This is a genomic window from Microbulbifer sp. TB1203 (genome assembly GCF_030997045.1).
Classification (GTDB): domain Bacteria; phylum Pseudomonadota; class Gammaproteobacteria; order Pseudomonadales; family Cellvibrionaceae; genus Microbulbifer.
Genome location: NZ_CP116899.1, coordinates 1,081,660 through 1,098,046, shown reverse-complemented (window position 1 = coordinate 1,098,046; position 16,387 = coordinate 1,081,660). Strand labels below are relative to the sequence as shown.

Annotated in this window: 13 protein-coding genes and 1 tRNA gene; 11 read left to right on the top strand and 3 right to left on the bottom strand. The window is 62.5% G+C overall.

The window, feature by feature from the left end:
- Positions 1 to 9 precede the first annotated feature (9 nt).
- The gene (locus PP263_RS04725) at positions 10 to 654 is read right to left on the bottom strand and encodes an HAD-IA family hydrolase (RefSeq protein WP_308367216.1); all 645 of its coding nucleotides are present in this window, start codon (positions 652 to 654) and stop codon (positions 10 to 12) included.
- Between the two features lie 190 nt (positions 655 to 844).
- Positions 845 to 1,771: an RluA family pseudouridine synthase gene (locus tag PP263_RS04720; protein WP_308368558.1), complete on the bottom strand. Its 927-nt coding sequence runs from the start codon at positions 1,769 to 1,771 to the stop codon at positions 845 to 847.
- A 921-nt stretch (positions 1,772 to 2,692) separates the two neighbouring features.
- Here PP263_RS04720 and rne point away from each other — a divergent pair.
- Both rne and PP263_RS04710 read left to right on the top strand, forming a co-directional pair.
- Positions 2,693 to 5,605 carry a ribonuclease E gene (gene rne, locus PP263_RS04715; protein ID WP_308367215.1) on the top strand — a complete coding sequence of 971 codons (2,913 nt, stop codon included), beginning with the start codon at positions 2,693 to 2,695 and terminating at the stop codon, positions 5,603 to 5,605.
- A gap of 267 nt (positions 5,606 to 5,872) precedes the next feature.
- A tRNA-Ser gene (locus PP263_RS04710) sits at positions 5,873 to 5,960 on the top strand.
- A 267-nt stretch (positions 5,961 to 6,227) separates the two neighbouring features.
- Here PP263_RS04710 and PP263_RS04705 read toward each other — a convergent pair.
- Entirely contained in the window at positions 6,228 to 6,986 is a 759-nt protein-coding gene (locus tag PP263_RS04705) for a TorF family putative porin (RefSeq protein WP_308367214.1), read from the bottom strand.
- A 229-nt stretch (positions 6,987 to 7,215) separates the two neighbouring features.
- Between PP263_RS04705 and PP263_RS04700 the strand changes: the two genes are divergently transcribed.
- The 9 genes from PP263_RS04700 (at position 7,216) to PP263_RS04660 (ending at position 16,325) form a co-directional block, all read left to right on the top strand.
- Entirely contained in the window at positions 7,216 to 7,926 is a 711-nt protein-coding gene (locus tag PP263_RS04700) for a TVP38/TMEM64 family protein (RefSeq protein WP_308367213.1), read from the top strand.
- On the top strand, positions 7,926 to 10,166 hold the full coding sequence (locus PP263_RS04695) for a hypothetical protein (RefSeq protein WP_308367212.1): 2,241 nt from the start codon (positions 7,926 to 7,928) through the stop codon (positions 10,164 to 10,166). Before PP263_RS04700 ends, PP263_RS04695 begins: the two co-directional genes overlap by 1 nt.
- The gene (locus PP263_RS04690; protein WP_308367211.1) at positions 10,163 to 11,461 is read left to right on the top strand and encodes a glycosyltransferase; all 1,299 of its coding nucleotides are present in this window, start codon (positions 10,163 to 10,165) and stop codon (positions 11,459 to 11,461) included. Before PP263_RS04695 ends, PP263_RS04690 begins: the two co-directional genes overlap by 4 nt.
- Positions 11,458 to 13,902 (top strand): endonuclease/exonuclease/phosphatase family protein, encoded by a 2,445-nt coding sequence (locus PP263_RS04685; protein WP_308367210.1) that lies wholly within the window; start codon positions 11,458 to 11,460, stop codon positions 13,900 to 13,902. The genes PP263_RS04690 and PP263_RS04685 overlap by 4 nt, the downstream gene beginning before the upstream one ends.
- 248 nt (positions 13,903 to 14,150) lie before the next feature.
- The gene (locus PP263_RS04680; protein ID WP_308367209.1) at positions 14,151 to 14,831 is read left to right on the top strand and encodes a Bax inhibitor-1/YccA family protein; all 681 of its coding nucleotides are present in this window, start codon (positions 14,151 to 14,153) and stop codon (positions 14,829 to 14,831) included.
- A 119-nt stretch (positions 14,832 to 14,950) separates the two neighbouring features.
- The gene (tusD, locus tag PP263_RS04675; RefSeq protein ID WP_308367208.1) at positions 14,951 to 15,343 is read left to right on the top strand and encodes a sulfurtransferase complex subunit TusD; all 393 of its coding nucleotides are present in this window, start codon (positions 14,951 to 14,953) and stop codon (positions 15,341 to 15,343) included.
- Between the two features lies 1 nt (position 15,344).
- Positions 15,345 to 15,707 (top strand): sulfurtransferase complex subunit TusC, encoded by a 363-nt coding sequence (gene tusC, locus PP263_RS04670; RefSeq protein ID WP_308367207.1) that lies wholly within the window; start codon positions 15,345 to 15,347, stop codon positions 15,705 to 15,707.
- A gap of 1 nt (position 15,708) precedes the next feature.
- A complete protein-coding gene (gene tusB / locus PP263_RS04665) occupies positions 15,709 to 15,990 on the top strand; it encodes a sulfurtransferase complex subunit TusB (protein ID WP_308367206.1) in 282 nt (93 codons plus the stop codon).
- Positions 15,990 to 16,325: a TusE/DsrC/DsvC family sulfur relay protein gene (locus PP263_RS04660; protein WP_308367205.1), complete on the top strand. Its 336-nt coding sequence runs from the start codon at positions 15,990 to 15,992 to the stop codon at positions 16,323 to 16,325. Before tusB ends, PP263_RS04660 begins: the two co-directional genes overlap by 1 nt.
- The last annotated feature ends 62 nt before the right edge of the window (positions 16,326 to 16,387 follow it).

The window sequence follows — 16,387 nt, the reverse complement described above, 5'->3', positions numbered from 1 at the left end:
GCCGCCCAGTCAGCCCCCCAGTGGCGGCCACTCCAACAGCTCCGGGAAGCGGTCGATAATCGCTTGAGGGCCGCAAGCCTGCAGCCGCTCCCGGTCGTGGACGCCGTAGCTGACCCCGATAGCAGCCATATCCATCGCCGCAGCCATGTTCAGGTCGTAGACCGTGTCCCCCACCATTACCGCCTCCTCCACCGGGCAGCCGGTTTCCAGTAGCAGCTCGCGCAACATGCGGGGGTCCGGCTTGGAGGCGGTTTCATCGGCACAGCGGCTGGCCACAAACATGGAGCCAAGCCCCAGCTCCCGGAACTCGCGCTCCAGCCCCCGGCGGCTCTTGCCGGTGGCCACCGCCAACCTATGTCCCGCGCCCAGCAGGCTATCGAAGGTGGACAGCACCCCGTCAAACAGCGGCAGCGGCTCGCTGCGCGCCGCCAGCCATTCCTCCGAGTAGCGCTCGCGCAAGCGCTGGCGCTGGTCGTCGACGACCTCGGGAAACAGGATTCCTACCGCCTCCGGCAGCCCCAGGCCGATAATGTTACCGACCGCTCCCGCAGCCGGCACCGGCAGACCCACCCCTTCCGCGGCGCGCTGCATACAGGAGACGATGCGCGCCTCGGAGTTACAGACGGTGCCATCCCAGTCCAGGATTACCAACATAACGATTTCCTACTGCTTAGGACCTGTTTAACACTAAATTTGACAACCGCCCTGCCGCCCCGCCCTCGAAGCGAACCAGGCGCGAGCGTGGTTTAGCACATTAAATGAACAACAAACAACATCGCAGGGCCGCTTTGTTGGGGCGCAGAAGGGACGAGGTCATTGTATTCAGTGCTCCGGGCCTATGGGTCTATCTATAGCTGTTACTCTCACGCAGAGTTGCCAGAACGGACTCCAGCTCCCCCGGCAGAGGTGCCTCGATACAGATCTTTTCACCCCCGGGGAGGGAACAACTCACCTTCGCCGAATGCAGGAACAGCCTTTTTAGCCCCTGTTCTCGAAAGACACAATTCACCTCATCCGGCGCGTACTTTGCGTCACCGGCCAGCGGACAGCCAACAAACTGGGCGTGCACCCGTATCTGGTGGGTGCGCCCGGTGACTGGCTCAGCGGACACCAGAGTCGCATCGCGGAAACGTTCCAGCACCTGAAACCGGGTTTCCGAATCCTTGCCCGAGGGGTCGACCGACACCATCCGCTCACCGCTCTTCAGGGTATTCTTGCGCAGGGGCGCCTCCACCAGGCGCCTCCCCCTCGGCCACTTTCCCGCCGCCAGGGCCAGATAGGACTTACCCACCCTGCCCGCGCGCAACTCCGCCTGCACATGCAACAGAACAGAGCGTTTGCGCGCGACCATGATCGCGCCACTGGTATCCCGGTCCAGCCGGTGCACCAGCTCCATAAACGGGCTCTGGGGAAACATCTGTCGCAATATCTCGATCAGCCCCAGTCGCACACCGCTGCCGCCGTGTACCGCCAGCCCCGCCGGCTTGTCGATCACCAACAGCCCGCCGGCATCGTACAGTATGGATTGCTCCACAAGCCGGCGCAGTTGGTCACCGGCAACCGGCGCGGGGGCCTGGTCGGCAGTACGCACCGGAGGGACCCTCACCACATCCCCCGCCCGCAGCCTGTATTCCGCTTTCACCCTTCCTTTATTCACCCGCACCTCGCCCTTGCGCAGAATGCGATAGATGCGCGAGCGCGGCACGCCCTTTAGGCGCGCCTGCAGGAAATTGTCGATCCGCTGGCCTGCCAGCTCCTCCGGCACGGTCAGGAACTGCACGCTGCCTGGAGCCTGGGCGGAGCCGCCTGGGGCCCGGCCGGAATTGGACGGAGAGGCCGGAGAGGCCGGGACGGGGGGGTGGTCACTTCGCATGGGGCGCATAATAGCCGCCGCGCCTGAATATTGCACCGCCCCGTTCCTCTCGATCCGGCGCGATCTCCCGGCGGTGGCCACAATTGAAGCATCCTTTGGCCTGTGTTATATTCGGCCGGCCTGAATTGGGCTGGTTTTCGGCGGTGTGCGGCGTCCCATAAGAGGGGCCACAGGCATCGTAACTGGAGAAAATACCGCCAATCGGCCGGTGCGCGCCTCTTTCATATATATTGGCCGCGTCATTGAAAAAACTTTGCCGGTGAGGCCACCCCTGTAATTATGACCAGGGGCGCCTCGCCGGCCACAACGCCCCGCATTAGTGCGGGTAACTATCGCGAAGGTAAGACGGGCTGAAGCCCGCAGCGCTTGGAAGGACGACTCAAACACTTACGTCCGCTCTGTCGAAGTAGCCAGCGACCGAACTGGCAGCCCGGGCAGCGATGCCGGCCCGGCGGCAAAACATACAGAAGCGAAAGGCCTGGTCAAAAGCCGGTCACAACAGAGCCGAACGAAAAGACGTAAACCTCGCCGCCCGCGATCCCTGATCGGGGGGCGGCGCCCGGGTACACGGATGCGACAAACCGCATTATGGGTACTGGGTAGTACTACTGACGGGTACTAAAGGTACCAACGAATGCTGCGCCAACTGCAATGCATTCGGAGTTACAGCAGTGTGACAACCGGAGCCCGCGCCGCCAGTCTTGGCGACGCCGCCCCGGTCGCTCCTGCCCGCCCCGTGGCTTCGACGCCGCGCGGCGACCGTACAAAGCCTGCGAACTTCAGTGTCCCCTTTGCGCAACGCAAGGATACAAGACACGCATGAAGAGAATGCTAATCAACGCGACTCAGCCGGAAGAGATTCGCGTCGCCCTGGTCGATGGCCAGTGGCTCTACGACCTGGACATCGAAAACCGCACCCGCGAACAGAAAAAGGCCAACATCTACAAGGGTAAAATTACCCGTGTGGAACCCTCCCTCGAAGCCGCGTTTGTCGACTACGGCGAAGAGCGCCACGGCTTCCTGCCGCTGAAAGAAATCTCCCGCGAGTACTTCACCAAACAGCCCAAAGACATAGACGGTCGCATCAAGATCAAGGATGTGGTCAAGGAGGGCATGGAAGTTATCGTGCAGATAGACAAGGAAGAGCGCGGCAACAAAGGCGCGGCGCTGACCACCTTTATCAGCCTCGCCGGCCGCTACCTGGTACTGATGCCAAACAACCCCCGTGCCGGTGGTATCTCCCGCCGCATCGAGGGCGACGAACGCTCCGAACTGCGCGATGCCCTCTCCAGCGTGGACGTCCCCTCCGGCATGGGCATCATCGTGCGCACCGCCGGCGTTGGCCGCAGCGGTGAGGAGCTGCAGTGGGACCTCAACTACCTGCTGCAACTCTGGGACGCCATCGAGAAGGAAGCGAACAGCTCAAAGGCGCCCCACTTCCTGTTCCGCGAGAGCAACGTGATCATCCGCGCGATTCGCGACTATATGCGCGACGATATCGGCGAAGTGATTGTGGATGAAAAAGGTGCCTACCAACTGGCAGCGGAATTCGCCCGCCAGGTGATGCCCGCCTACGTCAGCAAGGTGAAGTATTACGAGGACGCCATTCCTTTGTTCAACCGCTACCAGATCGAAGGCCAGATCGAGACCGCCTTCGAGCGCGAAGTAAAACTGCCTTCCGGCGGCTCCATCGTGATCGATGTCACCGAGGCCCTGGTCTCCATCGACATCAACTCCTCCCGCGCCACCAAGGGCGGCGACATCGAGGAAACGGCGCGCAACATCAACCTGGAAGCCGCGGACGAGATCGCCCGCCAGCTGCGCCTGCGGGATATGGGCGGCCTGGTGGTGATCGACTTTATCGACATGCAGAGCAAATCCAACCAGCGCGAAGTGGAAAAGCGCATGGAGAAAGCACTCAGCATGGACCGCGCGCGGGTGCAGATCGGCCGCATCTCCCGCTTCGGCCTGCTGGAGATGTCCCGCCAGCGCCTGCGCCCGTCCCTGGGTGAGACCACTTTCCGGGTCTGCCCCCGCTGCAGCGGCCAGGGCACCATCCGCGGCACCAAATCCCTCGCGCTGTCCATCCTGCGCCTGGTGGAAGAGGAAGCCAAGAAAGAGCGCAGTGCGGAAATCCGCGCCATCACTCCGGTGAACGTGGCCACCTACCTGCTCAATGAGAAGCGCAAGGCCATCTCCCAGATCGAGTCTCGCAACAAAACCCGCGTGGTGATCGTGCCCAATGCGGATATGGAAACCCCGCACTTCGAAGTACAGCGCCTCCGCGACGACGAAACCGGCACCGTGGAGACCTCCTACAAGATCTCCGGCACCATCGAAGACACCAGCGGCAAGGAAGAAGAACCGGTCCGCGTCCCGGCCCAACCCGCGGTGCAGCAGATCGCGCACACCGCCCCCGCCCCCACGCCGGTGGCCAAACCGGCTCCCGGGCTGTTCAGCCGGTTGATCAGTGCTGTTTCCGAGCTGTTCAGCGGCGATGAGGACAAGACCAAAAAACACAAGAAAGCCAAAGGTCGCGGTAAGAGCTACGAGAAGCAGCAGCCGCGCGGTCGCAGCCAGCGCGGCAACCGCGGTCGGGGTGGCCGCCGCCGGGAAGAGCCCCGCGAGGAAAAACGCGAGGATCGCCGCGAAGCCAAACGCGACGATAGCCGCAAGGGCAAACGTGAGGACAAGCGCGAGGAAGGCCGCGTGGAAAGCCGCGTGGAAAGCCGCGAGACCACGGCCGAGCGCCCCCGCGGTGAGGGCCAGCGCCGCCGCCGTCGCCGTGGGGGCGGCGGTGAAGACAAGCGCCGCCGCGAAGCCCAGCCCGCAGTAGAGGCAGAAGCAACTACCCAGGCTCCAGCGGAGGAAACCAAGGAAACCGAGGAGCGCCCGGCGCGCCGCCCCAGCAATGTTCGCGGACGGCCCCAGGCCCGCCGTCGCGGCCGACGCGGCGACAACGCTGCGGCCGCGGCCGTCGCCCAGGACCAGGAAGAACTGGAGCAGGAGGTGAGCGAGGCTATCGACGAAGCAGAGAGTGAAGGGAAAAAATCCGCGAGCAAAGCCGCTGAAAGCAGAGAGGCTCCCGCCCAGGCCGCCGGTCCGGCTGCGGAGAAACGCGAAAAGGTAGAGAAACGCGAAGATGTAAAAGCCGAGACTCCGGCCGAAAGGGAACCTGCCCGGGAAACCGCCGCAGAAAGCACCGCACCGGCAGTCGAAGAGCAGCCAGCCCCGGTTGAAGCGCCACAAGCGGAAACTGCGGCGACCGCTGCTCCGGAGAAACAGCCCGAGCCGCGCCCGCAGATGGTCGCTGCTGCGGAAACTGCAGAAGAGGCCCCGGCCGTCGAGCCACAGGTAGCAGACACAGAGACCCCCGCGGCTACCGCCGCGGAGACAATCACTGCGCCTACCGGGAGGGAAACCCCGACCGAAGAGGAACTGCCGGCCGCGGCGGGGGTAACCCCGGCTGCCCCGCAAGCAGAAGCTGTGGAGGAAACGCCGCGCGGTCGCGCCAGCAACGATCCGCGGGAAAATCCCCAGCCGCTGCAGCAACTGGCGATCATCACCGAGCACCGCGACCTGGGACTCTTACAACCGCTGGATACTTCCCGACCCGCGGCCATCGAACACAACCCGCGCCCCCTGCCCCGCCCGGCCAACGACCCCCGGGTGGCCCGCCAGGAGACCCAGGCAAACGACAGCGGTAGTGACGAGTCGGCGGAGGCCAGCTGAGGCGAATGAGGGTTGGCTGATCACAAAACGGCAGGGATTGCCGATTTGGACTGTGCCGTAGACACAGCCCAAAGGGGCAGCACCAGGGATGGCGCTGATCACAAATCGGTAGGGATTGCCGATCTGGACTGTGCCGCAGGCACAGCCCGAAGGGTCAGCGCCAGGGATGGCGCTGATCAATAAACAGCTAACCCATTGAACTTACTAAAAAAATCGTCCGCACCCTTGTACCGGCCAAACGGGCCGGTATAATGCGCCGGACAATTCGGTGGGGTGGCTGAGTGGTCGAAAGCGGCGGTCTTGAAAACCGTTGACTGTAACAGGTCCCAGGGTTCGAATCCCTGCCCCACCGCCATATAAAAAAGCCCGGCTTTATGCCGGGTTTTTTTATATGGCGGTGGGGCAGGGTGAGAAGCCTGGCGGGTTCGACAAATCGGCAGGAAAGCCGATTTGGACGCCGAAGGCGCCCGAAGGGCGAGGGCCATGGATGGCCCGAGTCAATCCCTGCCCGAATGGACAAATTTGCCAGGAGCAAATTTGGGCAGCTTCCGCAGGCCGCAGGCCGAACCACACGGACGTGGGGAGCCATTGCCCGAGTCAATCCCTGCCCTGTCAATATCCATCAAAAATTCCGCGTCAACCCAACCACCACTTTCCCATCCGCGAGCTCCGGGTCCGCCAAAAACGGATCGATTCCGTTGGTATCGTGCCAACTCAATTCAAAGGAAAAATCGCCACACGTCCTGGACAGGGCCAGGCTGTAATAGGTGTAATCGAGTTCGTCGGCGCTGGAGCCGAAAGTCTGCCGCCCCACCACCCCGGAAAGCGTGATATTCAGAGGGAATTCGTAGCTCAAGGTCAGGTCGTAGGCAAAGGAGGAAACGCCGTTGAGAAAATCCTTGCCAAAATAGTTATCGGAGTACCAGAAGCTCGGTTTGGCGGAGAATTTGTCCACCTTGTAGGTGAGCACCAGGTAAGACTCCTGGTAGTCGAGGTCGGATTCAGAGCCCGGGTAGTTGTAGGACCAGAAGCCGATATCGTAGCTGAAAGGCGTCTCCCCCACATCGCCGGCAAAACCGATATAAGGGTCCAGTTCCATACTGTTGCCAGGGCCGCCGAAATTCGTATTGGAGGCCCAAATGCCCGCGTATAAGCCGACGTCATGGGACCAGTTCAGGTCACCGCGGACCTGAGGGCGGTTGTTGGAGTTGGATATCCCCCGGAACATGTAGTTGCTGGACAGCAACAGGCTGCCACTGACGCTGCCGTATCTGCCGGAGGTATCAGAGGCGTCCTCTTCTTCCGCGCTCTGCACCGCTCCGCTGAACAATATCGCCACAGCTGCCGGAGCAAGAACGCGGGGATCAAAATGTATCACCATTCACTCCCTTGGTACTTGGCTGACCGGCAACACCTCCGATTCCACACCAGTGCTGATCGCAACCTTTTTCCATGCCACACTTCCCTATAGCCGCTCAGCGCCATTTTGCAAGACGGTTATACCTCTTCGGTAAACTTGGAGGCCCCGCCCAGAACCCGCTTCATTTGACTAGTCTATAAGTTGGCAAGCGCTAAAAGTTGCGGTCTTCGAGCTATTTTCGGGCGGGAACATGACGGCAAAGCATTCCCTCGTGTGGATCATCCTGATCAGTATCCTGGTCGTAGCCGTCGTGTTGGCCCTGCTTTTCTACTTCGATCTGGACGAGCGAATTGTAGCCGTACTACAGTGGCTGGAGAGCCGCGGCTGGCAGGCGAGCCTGTTGTTTATCCTGATCATGGCCGCAGCGATTGTGGTGCTTCTGCCCGGGGTCATTTTCACCATGGGCGCCGGCTTTGTATTCGGCGTGGTGAAGGGTACCCTGCTGGTTGTCGCAGGTACGGCATTGGGTTCGACCCTGGCTTTCCTGATCGCCCGCTACCTGTTCGGCCCGCGGCCGTCGCGCTGGCTGATGTCACATATCAAACCTCCCGACCTCGGCGAGATAATCAGGGACGAGGGCTGGCGCATGGTGATGCTGACCCGGCTGGTGCCTCTCTTTCCGTTCAAGCTCTCCAATTATTTTTTTGGCCTGACGCCGTTGCGCCTGCGGGATTTCGCACTCGGCAACTTGATCGGCATCATTCCTTACAGCCTGAACAATGTCTACCTGGGTTCCATCGCCTCGGACCTCGCCACCATAGGAAGCGCACCCACTGAACGCACACCACTGCAGTGGTTTTTCTACCTCATGGGGTTCGTGCTGGCGGTGATCGCGGTGATCGGGTTGACCCGCATGGCCCGCCGAGCGCTGGCGAGGAAAATTGACCGAGAGGATCTCTGATGCCCTGGATGAAATGGTTGCCCTGGCGCTTCTTCGTGCGCAGATTTGCAACAGCCCACGGCTTCCTCGATCCCATGTCAGTGATGGCGAGGATGCAGCGCTTTGCCGAGCCTTCGGAGGTAAGCGAGCCCATCGAACTGTTGCGTGCGGGAATGGTTTTTCACGCCCGCGCATTGATCAACAGCAAAGTGATCCAACATAACCTGGACTGGGTCTGGCCCTACTGGATCGAACGCCAGTTCAATCCCCGCGACGAGTCCTTTATCCCGCGGGCCTTCTCAATCACCCATTGCAACCTGAGTCACCGCAACTGGACTGCGGTGGGAATTCCCGACTGCGAGGAAATGCCGATCGTGGACCCCCGCGGCCTGCTCACTCCGCATTACGATGGCTGGTCCATCGACACCTGGGTGATCGGCGATGAGGGTGAACAATTAATTCCATCGCAACTGAAGAGTTGCGGTCAACGTCTGGAAATGGACGAAAATACCTCCGTGGTTACCGAAAGTAGCCTAGGTGAACTCTATCTGCACAACCGCGCCAAAGTGGAACTGGACAGCGATGACAGCCACTGCCTGTTGGAACTGCAGGCACGGAGTACCGGCGGCGGCTGGCTGGTGGTTACCCTGCGCCCCTGCAACCCGGAGGGAGTGAGTTTCGTGCACAAAGTGCGCCTCGACGACGACCGGCGCCATTGGTTGATCGAGGAAAAAACCGCAGTGGAATTCGACCGACCGGTGGACCGCCACCTCGCCTCCGATTACCGCCACGGCGATATTTTCCTGCGCCTGGCGGAACAAGCCGGCCAGGTCCACGGCGAATGCGAGGTCGGCATGGCCACCGCCGCAGCGCTGTTTCGTATCGAGGCCGGCAAGCCTTTGCACACCGGGGTAAAGATCCCGCTGCACAGCGGCCGACGCAAAAGCAAATTGCCGGCAAGCTGGCAGGATAACCTGCAAAACCACTGCGCCATATCGGTGCCGGATGAACAACTGCAGTTTCTCTACGATGCCGCTATCCGTACCCTGGTGCTGCACTCCCCGCAAGACGTATATCCGGGGCCCTACACCTACAAGAGATTCTGGTTTCGCGACGCCGCATTCATGATCCAAACCCTGCTACACGCCGGCCTGGTCGAACGGGCCGAACGGGCACTGGACCAGTTCCCACACCGGCAGAAACGCGACGGATTCTTCCACTCCCAGGACGGTGAATGGGATTCCAATGGCGAGGCATTGTGGATCTTCGACCTCTTCTGCCAGTTCACCAACCGCCCCCTGAAGTCCGATTGGCGCGAGGCGGTATTGCGCGGCGCGCGCTGGATAGATGCCAAGCGGCTGCCCAGCGACGGCAGCCGTTGCGGCGGCCTGCTGCCGGCGGGCTTCAGCGCGGAACATCTGGGGCCCAATGACTGTTACTACTGGGACGACTTCTGGGGAGTCGCTGGCCTGAACGCCGCAGCGGCGATCTGCCGGCGGGAAGGACTGGAGAATGACGGCAAAACCTTTGCTGCCCAGGCGGAAGACCTCCAGCGGACCATCGATGAAAGCCTCGCCGATGCCGCCGAACGCCTGGGCAGGCCCGCCATGCCCGCCTCCCCAAACCGGCGCCTGGACGCGGGGGCCATCGGTTCCATCGCCGCCGGCTACCCGTTGCAGCTGTATCCACCCGATGATCCCCGGTTGACGGATCTTACGGAATTTTTGATGGACAAATGCTTTGTCAGTGGCGGCTTCTTCCAGGATATGATCCATTCCGGCATCAACGCCTACCTCACCCTACATATAGCCCAGGTGCTGCTGCGCGCCGGCGATGCCCGCTGCGTGGAATTAATGCGCAATGTGGCCAGGCTGGCATCGCCCACCGGGCAATGGCCGGAGGCCATTCACCCGCACTCCCTGGGTGGTTGTATGGGCGATGGTCAGCACGCCTGGGCAGCGGCGGAATGGGTAGCCATGCAACGCAATTGTTTTGTACGCGAAGAAGGGGAAACCCTGATCCTCGCCTCCGGCCTGCCCGAGGAGTGGCTGGCGGAGCCGTCTGCCAGCTCCATTCGCTTTGGCCCCGCCCCGACCCGATTCGGCACCCTGTCACTGGAAATAACCCCCGGGAGCATTCCAAGGGTAACCTGGAGCGCAAAATGGCACCGGGCCGCTCCCCCGATTGAAGTCCGCGCGCTCGGTCACGTCCCGGTGACTGCCGCGCCCGGCGCCAGTACTGTGGAGCTGTCACGACAATGAATATCGTGATGCTCACCAACACCTACCTTCCCCATGTAGGCGGCGTGGCCCGATCGGTGGCGGCGTTCAGCGAGGAATATCGCAAGCGCGGCCACGAGGTCCTGATCGTCGCACCGGAGTTTCCTCAGACCGACAGCGAGACAGACGGGGACGAGAAGGATGTGGTGCGGATTTCTGCGATCCAGAACTTCAATGGCAGTGACTTCTCCGTAGCCCTGCCCTTTTCCGGACACCTGAGCGAAAAGCTCAACGAATTCCGCCCGGATATCGTCCACTCCCACCACCCGTTTCTGTTGGGCATGACCGCATTGCGCATCGCCCGCTCGCGGCAACTGCCGCTGGTTTTCACCCACCACACGCTTTACGAGCGCTATACCCACTACGTTCCGGCGGACTCCCAGGCACTGAAGCGCTTCGTCATCGAGCTGGCCACCCGCTACGCCAATCTCGCCAGCCTGGTATTCGCACCCAGCCTGAGCATTGCCAAACTGCTGCACGAGCGCGGAGTGAAAACCTCCATTGCAGAAGTGCCCACCGGCGTGCAGTTGGAGAACTTTCGCGGCGGTGACGGTGCCCGGGCTCGGGCCCGGTTCGGCATACCGGAATCGGCCCTGCTGCTCGGCCACCTGGGGCGCCTGGCACCGGAAAAAAACCTGGAATTCCTCGCCGGTGCAGTGGCGGAATTTATGCAGGAGAATACCATCGCGCACTTTTTAATCGTCGGCTCCGGCCCCACCACCGAGCAGCTCACCGGGCAGTTCGCCGCCCGCGGACTGGCCGACCGCCTGCACATGCCCGGGACTCTGCAGGGAGAGGCGCAGCGGGATGCCTATGCCGCCATGGACGCCTTTGTATTCGCTTCCACCAGTGAGACCCAGGGCATGGTGCTCACCGAGGCCATGGCCGCCGGTGTGCCGGTGATCGCGCTGGATGCCAATGGCACCCGTGAAGTGGTGCGCGACGGGGAAAACGGCCGCCTGCTGCCGCGGCAGCACAGCGGCGACTTTGTCGACGCCCTGCAGTGGCTGCGGGACTTGCCCCTATCGGAGCGCCGCAAGCTGCACGAGCAGGCACTGCGCACCGCGGAGGACTTTTCCATGGAAAGCTGCGCGGAGCGCGCCCTGCAGCTGTACCGGCCGCTGCTCGAACACCCCTGGTCACTGGACGACTCCCTGTACGCCCAGTGGATGCGCCTGCGCAACCTGATCGGCGCCCAATGGGAAATCATCGAAGGCGTCACCGGCGCCGCCGGCGCCGCCTTCACCCACACCCAAACACCATCCGAGCGGCAATGATCGGGCGCATAGAGACCACACTGCGTCGCTGGCGCCGCCGTTTCAGCCGCAGCGAATGGATGGCCCGGCTGCTGGGCCTGCCCACCAGCAAATCCCCATCCAGCGCCCCTGGGCTGATCCTGATCCAGATCGACGGCCTGGCCCATCCGCAACTGGAAAAAGCACTGGCCAAAGGCCGGATGCCGTTTCTGAAACGGCTGATAGCCAGGGAACACTACCACCTGGAACACCTCTATCCCGGCATACCCACCACCACCCCGGCGGTACAGGCGGAGCTGTTTTACGGCGTGCGCCAGGCAGTTCCCGCCTTCAGTTTCATGATGCGCGACTCCCAGCAACTGGTGCGCATGTACGATCCGGAAGTGGCCGCGCGGGTGGAGGAGAAAATTACCGCCCGGTACCGCAACCCACTGCTGAGAGGCGGCAGCTGTTACCTCAGCCTGTTTCGCGCAGGCGCTGAACACGGCGAGGCCCATTTCTGCCCGGCGGACCGCGGCTGGGGCCCGGCGCTGCGCGAAGCGGGCCCGCTGAAAATGCTGCTGATGCTGATCACCAATGCCTGGAGCCTGGTGCGCACCGGCGCGCTGGTGGTCGTGGAGGGGGCACTGGCGCTGGTGGATTGTGTGCGCGGCGTTATCCAGGGCCAGGACCTGATGCGGGAACTGATGTTCGTGCCCACGCGCGTCGCGGTCACCATCCTGATGCGGGAACTGTGTACCATCGGGGTCAAGATCGATATCGCCCGCGGCCTGCCGGTGATCTACGTGAATCTGCTGGGATACGACGAGCAGTCCCACCGCCGCGGCCCCCACTCGGGCTTCGCCCACTGGACCCTCAAGGGCATCGACGACGCCATCGCGCGTATCTGGCGCGCAGCGCACCGCTCCGACCGGCGCCACTACGACGTGTGGATCTTCTCCGACCACGGCCAGGAGCAGGCGCAGCCCTATGAGGAGCGGCACGGCCGCTCCCTGGGAGATGCCCTCACCGAAGCGCTGGCGGATCTGCCCACGGAGCCCCGCGGCTACCACAGCAATGGCCGGCGCGGCATGCAGCTGGAGCGTGCACGGCTGTTCGGCAGCGAGTGGATACAGAAAATGATCCCGGAGGACAGCCCGCAATATCGGGGCGACGAACCGCGCCTCGCCCTGGCCGCCCTCGGCCCGGTGGCCATGCTCTACAACCTGGAACTCGACAGTACCCCGCGGGAACAGGTGGCGCGGCTGATCGTGGAGAAGGCGGGAGTACCGCTGGTGCTCTACCGCACGGATCCCTTAGATCCCGCCTCACCGGTCCACGGTTGGTGGTATAAGGGTCCGGTACGCCTGCCGGAGGACGGCCCGCAGCTACTGGGCAGCGGCCACCCCTTCCCGAAGGAGACCATCGAGGATGTGGCCCAACTGTGCCGCCACGCGGACGCCGGGGAATTTATGATGTTCGGCTGGTGTGCGGGTCGCGAACCCATGACCTTCGCCATGGAGAACGGCAGCCACGGCGGCATAGGCCCCAACGAGACCCACGCCTTCGCGCTGATGCCCGCGGATATCCCACCACCGGACCCGGAGCGCGGCTACTGGCGGCCGGAGGAACTGCGCTCCGCCGCCAGACTCTTTCTGCGCGGTGCCAGGCCGGCGCCGGCGGCACCGCGCGCCGCCCCGGTCAAAACCCTGAGGGTAATGACCTACAATGTGCACAGCTGCCGTGGCGTGGACGGCAAGCTGTCCCCCCAACGTATCGCGCGGATCATCGCCCGTTATCACCCGGACGTGGTAGCGCTGCAGGAACTGGACGTGAAACGGCAGAGAAGCGGCGGCCTGGACCAGGCGGAGCGAATCGCCCGGCTGCTGGCCATGGATTATCATTTCCATCCGGCGATTCATATGGAGGAGGAGCGCTACGGCGACGCCATTCTCTCCCGCCTGCCGATGCGCCTGGTCAAGAAAGACATACTGCCCGGCCCCCCTGGCGACAAAGGCTCCCGCTTCAGCCCCGCCCGCTTCAACCCTGCCGCACAGGAGCCGCGGGGCGCAGTGTGGGTGGAAGTGGAATACAACGGCAAGCATGTGCAGATACTCAACACCCACCTGGGCCTGTCCAAGGCCGAGCGCCTGCGCCAGGTGGAGGCCCTGCTCGGTCCCGAATGGCTGGCGCATCCGAACTGCCGGGGGCCCAGGCTCCTGCTCGGGGATTTCAACGCCCTGCCCAATTCCATCGAGTGCAAGCGGTTGGGGAGTCGGTTACACGACGCCCAGATCAAGGCGCCCGAGCACATCCCCCTGGGCACCTTCTTCAGCCGCATGCCCAAGGTGCGCATTGACCATATCTTTGTGGAGCCGGGCCTTGAAGTAAGCCGGATACTGGTGCCGCGGACCGAACTCACCCGGCAGGCCTCCGACCATCTGCCGCTGATTGCGGATCTGGTGCTGGGTGGGGAGGATTGAGTGGTTCGCCCCTACGGCGCATTATCGTCGTTGCGGCGCAGGAACGTCATGCCGGACCGATCCGGCACCGGAACCCAGGTCGGAGTGGATACCAGGGGCCGCCGGTATGGCCAGAACTTGATTGGAAACAGAGTATCTAAGGCTCCGCGGCCCCCAGTTCCAAGAAACGAATTCCGGTTCCCCTTGAAGGTCCAACTGGCCGCCTATATGATTCCCTAACATCATTGGATCAATAGCAGGAGTTGCTAATGCAGCCGCAAGTTTACACACAATCCCAGGCATTGGACCGCGCGGAGACGTCCAAGGTACTGCGCAATACCTATGCCCTTCTGGCCATGACCGTATTGTTCAGCGCCTTCACCGCCGGCATCGCCATGGCTATCGGTATGGGGCGTGGCATGGGGCTGATCTGTTCCATCGCCGCCATCGTGCTGGTGTGGTTTGTCCTGCCGCGCACCGCCAACTCCGCCGCCGGTGTCGGCGTGGTGTTCGCATTTACCGGCCTGCTCGGCGCCTCCCTGGGGCCAATACTGCAGTACTATCTGGGTCTCGCCGGTGGCGGGCAAATCGTAATGCAGGCCCTGGGCACCACCGCACTGATTTTCTTCGCGCTGTCCGCCTACGTGCTGACCACCCGCAAGGATTTCAGTTTTATGGGCGGTTTCCTGTTCGTGGGCCTGATCGCGGTGCTGGTTTGCGCCCTGGGCATGATGATCGCCAGCATGTTCGGCGTGTATATGCCGCTGGCCAGCGTGGTGCTGAGCGGTGTGATCGCGCTGCTGTTCTCCGGCTTTATCCTCTACGATACCAGTCGGATCATCAACGGCGGCGAGACCAACTATCTGATGGCCACCACCGCCCTGTACCTGGATATCCTGAACCTGTTCACCGCCCTGCTGCATCTCTTCGGCTTCGCCTCCGACGATTGATGCCGAAGGAATCATTCTGTAGGAGCGGGCCATGCCCGCGATTGATATCCGATCGCGAACATGGCCCCTGTAGAGAAACCAATGCCCCGCTTTGCGGGGCATTTTAATATCCGGCCACGATGAAATTTTCCCTGGTAATCTACGGCGCCCCACACGCGTCGCAATCCGCCGCCAGCGCCTTGCGCTTCGCCCGCGCGCTACTGCAACAGGGTCACGAAATCCACCGCGTATTCTTCTACTGCGACGGTGTGCACAACGGCAGCTCGCTGAGTGCACCACCGCAGGATGAGATCGACCTGGTCGCCGGCTGGCAGTCGTTGCAGGAACAGCACCGACTGGATCTGGTGGTCTGCATCGCCGCCGCCCAGCGGCGTGGCGTACTCAATGAAAGCGAGGCATTGCGGCTGGAAAAGCCCGCGGCCAATCTCGCCGAAGGTTTCGAACTGTCCGGTCTCGGCCAACTGGCGGACGCCGCGGCCAAATCCGATCGCCTGATAACTTTTGGAGCCTGAAATGGCAAAACGCCTGCTCGCCCTTTGCCGCCAGGCGCCCTACGGCAACGCTCTCGCCCGCGAGGGCCTGGAGGCGGTACTCGCCGCGGCAGCCATGGATCAGGTAGCGGACCTGCTCTTCCTCGGCGACGGCGTCTTCCAATTGCTGGACGACCAGCGAGCAGAGGCCATCGAACAGAAGAACCTGCGGCGCAACCTGCAGGCGTTGCCGATATTTGGAGTGGAAACTGTTCATATCTGCGAGCGCAGCCTGCAGGAGCGGGGTATCGATGCCGGGCAACTGCAAATTCCCGGCGCCGGGTTAAAATTGATTGCCGATACCGGCAGTTTTATCGCCGACTACGACAGCGTACTGAGTTTTTGACATGACCCTGCATATCGTCAGCAAATCTCCCTACAGCTCGTCCGCACTAATTGAGTGTATCGGCAGTTTCGCCGAGGGCGATGCCCTGCTGCTGATCGAGGACGGAGTCTACGCCCTGAGTGGACCCGCGGCGGAAAAAATTGCCGTATCGCCGGTCTACTGCCTGGAGGCTGACACTCGTGCACGCGGCCTGTCGGTTCCGGAAAATATCCAGGCGATCGACGATGCCCGCTGGGTGTCGCTGTGCACCGAACACAACCCTATCGTCAGCTGGTTCAAGTGATGAAAAGCATTCAGGTGGAAGGCCGGGAAATTCCGCTGGACAAGGAGGGCTTCCTGCGTAATCTGAACGACTGGAGCCCGGCAGTGGCGGAGCAGTTGGCGCGGGCCGAAGGCATTGAACTCACCGAGGCGCACTGGCAGGTAATCCGCCTGCTGCAGGAATTCTACCGGGAATTCGAACTGTCACCGGCCATGCGCCCGCTGGTCAAATACGCCGGTCAACACCTGGGAGCAGACAAGGGACGCAGTATCTACCTGATGCAGCTGTTTCCGCCGAGCCCCGCCAAAGTGGCCAGCAAGATCGCCGGCCTGCCCAAGCCCACCAACTGTCTGTAGTCCCCTCTTCCTGGCCGGCACTCTCCCCCGGCCCCTCTCCCGCAAGCGGGAGAGGGGGGCAC

What these genes read in the sequence shown, in the direction of transcription:
- PP263_RS04695 (WP_308367212.1), top strand. Translation starts at nt 7,926, where the DNA reads ATGCCCTGGATGAAATGGTTGCCCTGGCGCTTCTTCGTGCGCAGATTT.
- PP263_RS04680 (WP_308367209.1), top strand. Translation starts at nt 14,151, where the DNA reads ATGCAGCCGCAAGTTTACACACAATCCCAGGCATTGGACCGCGCGGAG.
- tusC (WP_308367207.1), top strand. Translation starts at nt 15,345, where the DNA reads ATGGCAAAACGCCTGCTCGCCCTTTGCCGCCAGGCGCCCTACGGCAAC.
- PP263_RS04700 (WP_308367213.1), top strand. Translation starts at nt 7,216, where the DNA reads ATGACGGCAAAGCATTCCCTCGTGTGGATCATCCTGATCAGTATCCTG.
- tusD (WP_308367208.1), top strand. Translation starts at nt 14,951, where the DNA reads ATGAAATTTTCCCTGGTAATCTACGGCGCCCCACACGCGTCGCAATCC.
- PP263_RS04705 (WP_308367214.1), bottom strand. Translation starts at nt 6,986, where the DNA reads ATGGTGATACATTTTGATCCCCGCGTTCTTGCTCCGGCAGCTGTGGCG.
- tusB (WP_308367206.1), top strand. Translation starts at nt 15,709, where the DNA reads ATGACCCTGCATATCGTCAGCAAATCTCCCTACAGCTCGTCCGCACTA.
- PP263_RS04725 (WP_308367216.1), bottom strand. Translation starts at nt 654, where the DNA reads ATGTTGGTAATCCTGGACTGGGATGGCACCGTCTGTAACTCCGAGGCG.
- PP263_RS04660 (WP_308367205.1), top strand. Translation starts at nt 15,990, where the DNA reads ATGAAAAGCATTCAGGTGGAAGGCCGGGAAATTCCGCTGGACAAGGAG.
- PP263_RS04690 (WP_308367211.1), top strand. Translation starts at nt 10,163, where the DNA reads ATGAATATCGTGATGCTCACCAACACCTACCTTCCCCATGTAGGCGGC.
- rne (WP_308367215.1), top strand. Translation starts at nt 2,693, where the DNA reads ATGAAGAGAATGCTAATCAACGCGACTCAGCCGGAAGAGATTCGCGTC.
- PP263_RS04685 (WP_308367210.1), top strand. Translation starts at nt 11,458, where the DNA reads ATGATCGGGCGCATAGAGACCACACTGCGTCGCTGGCGCCGCCGTTTC.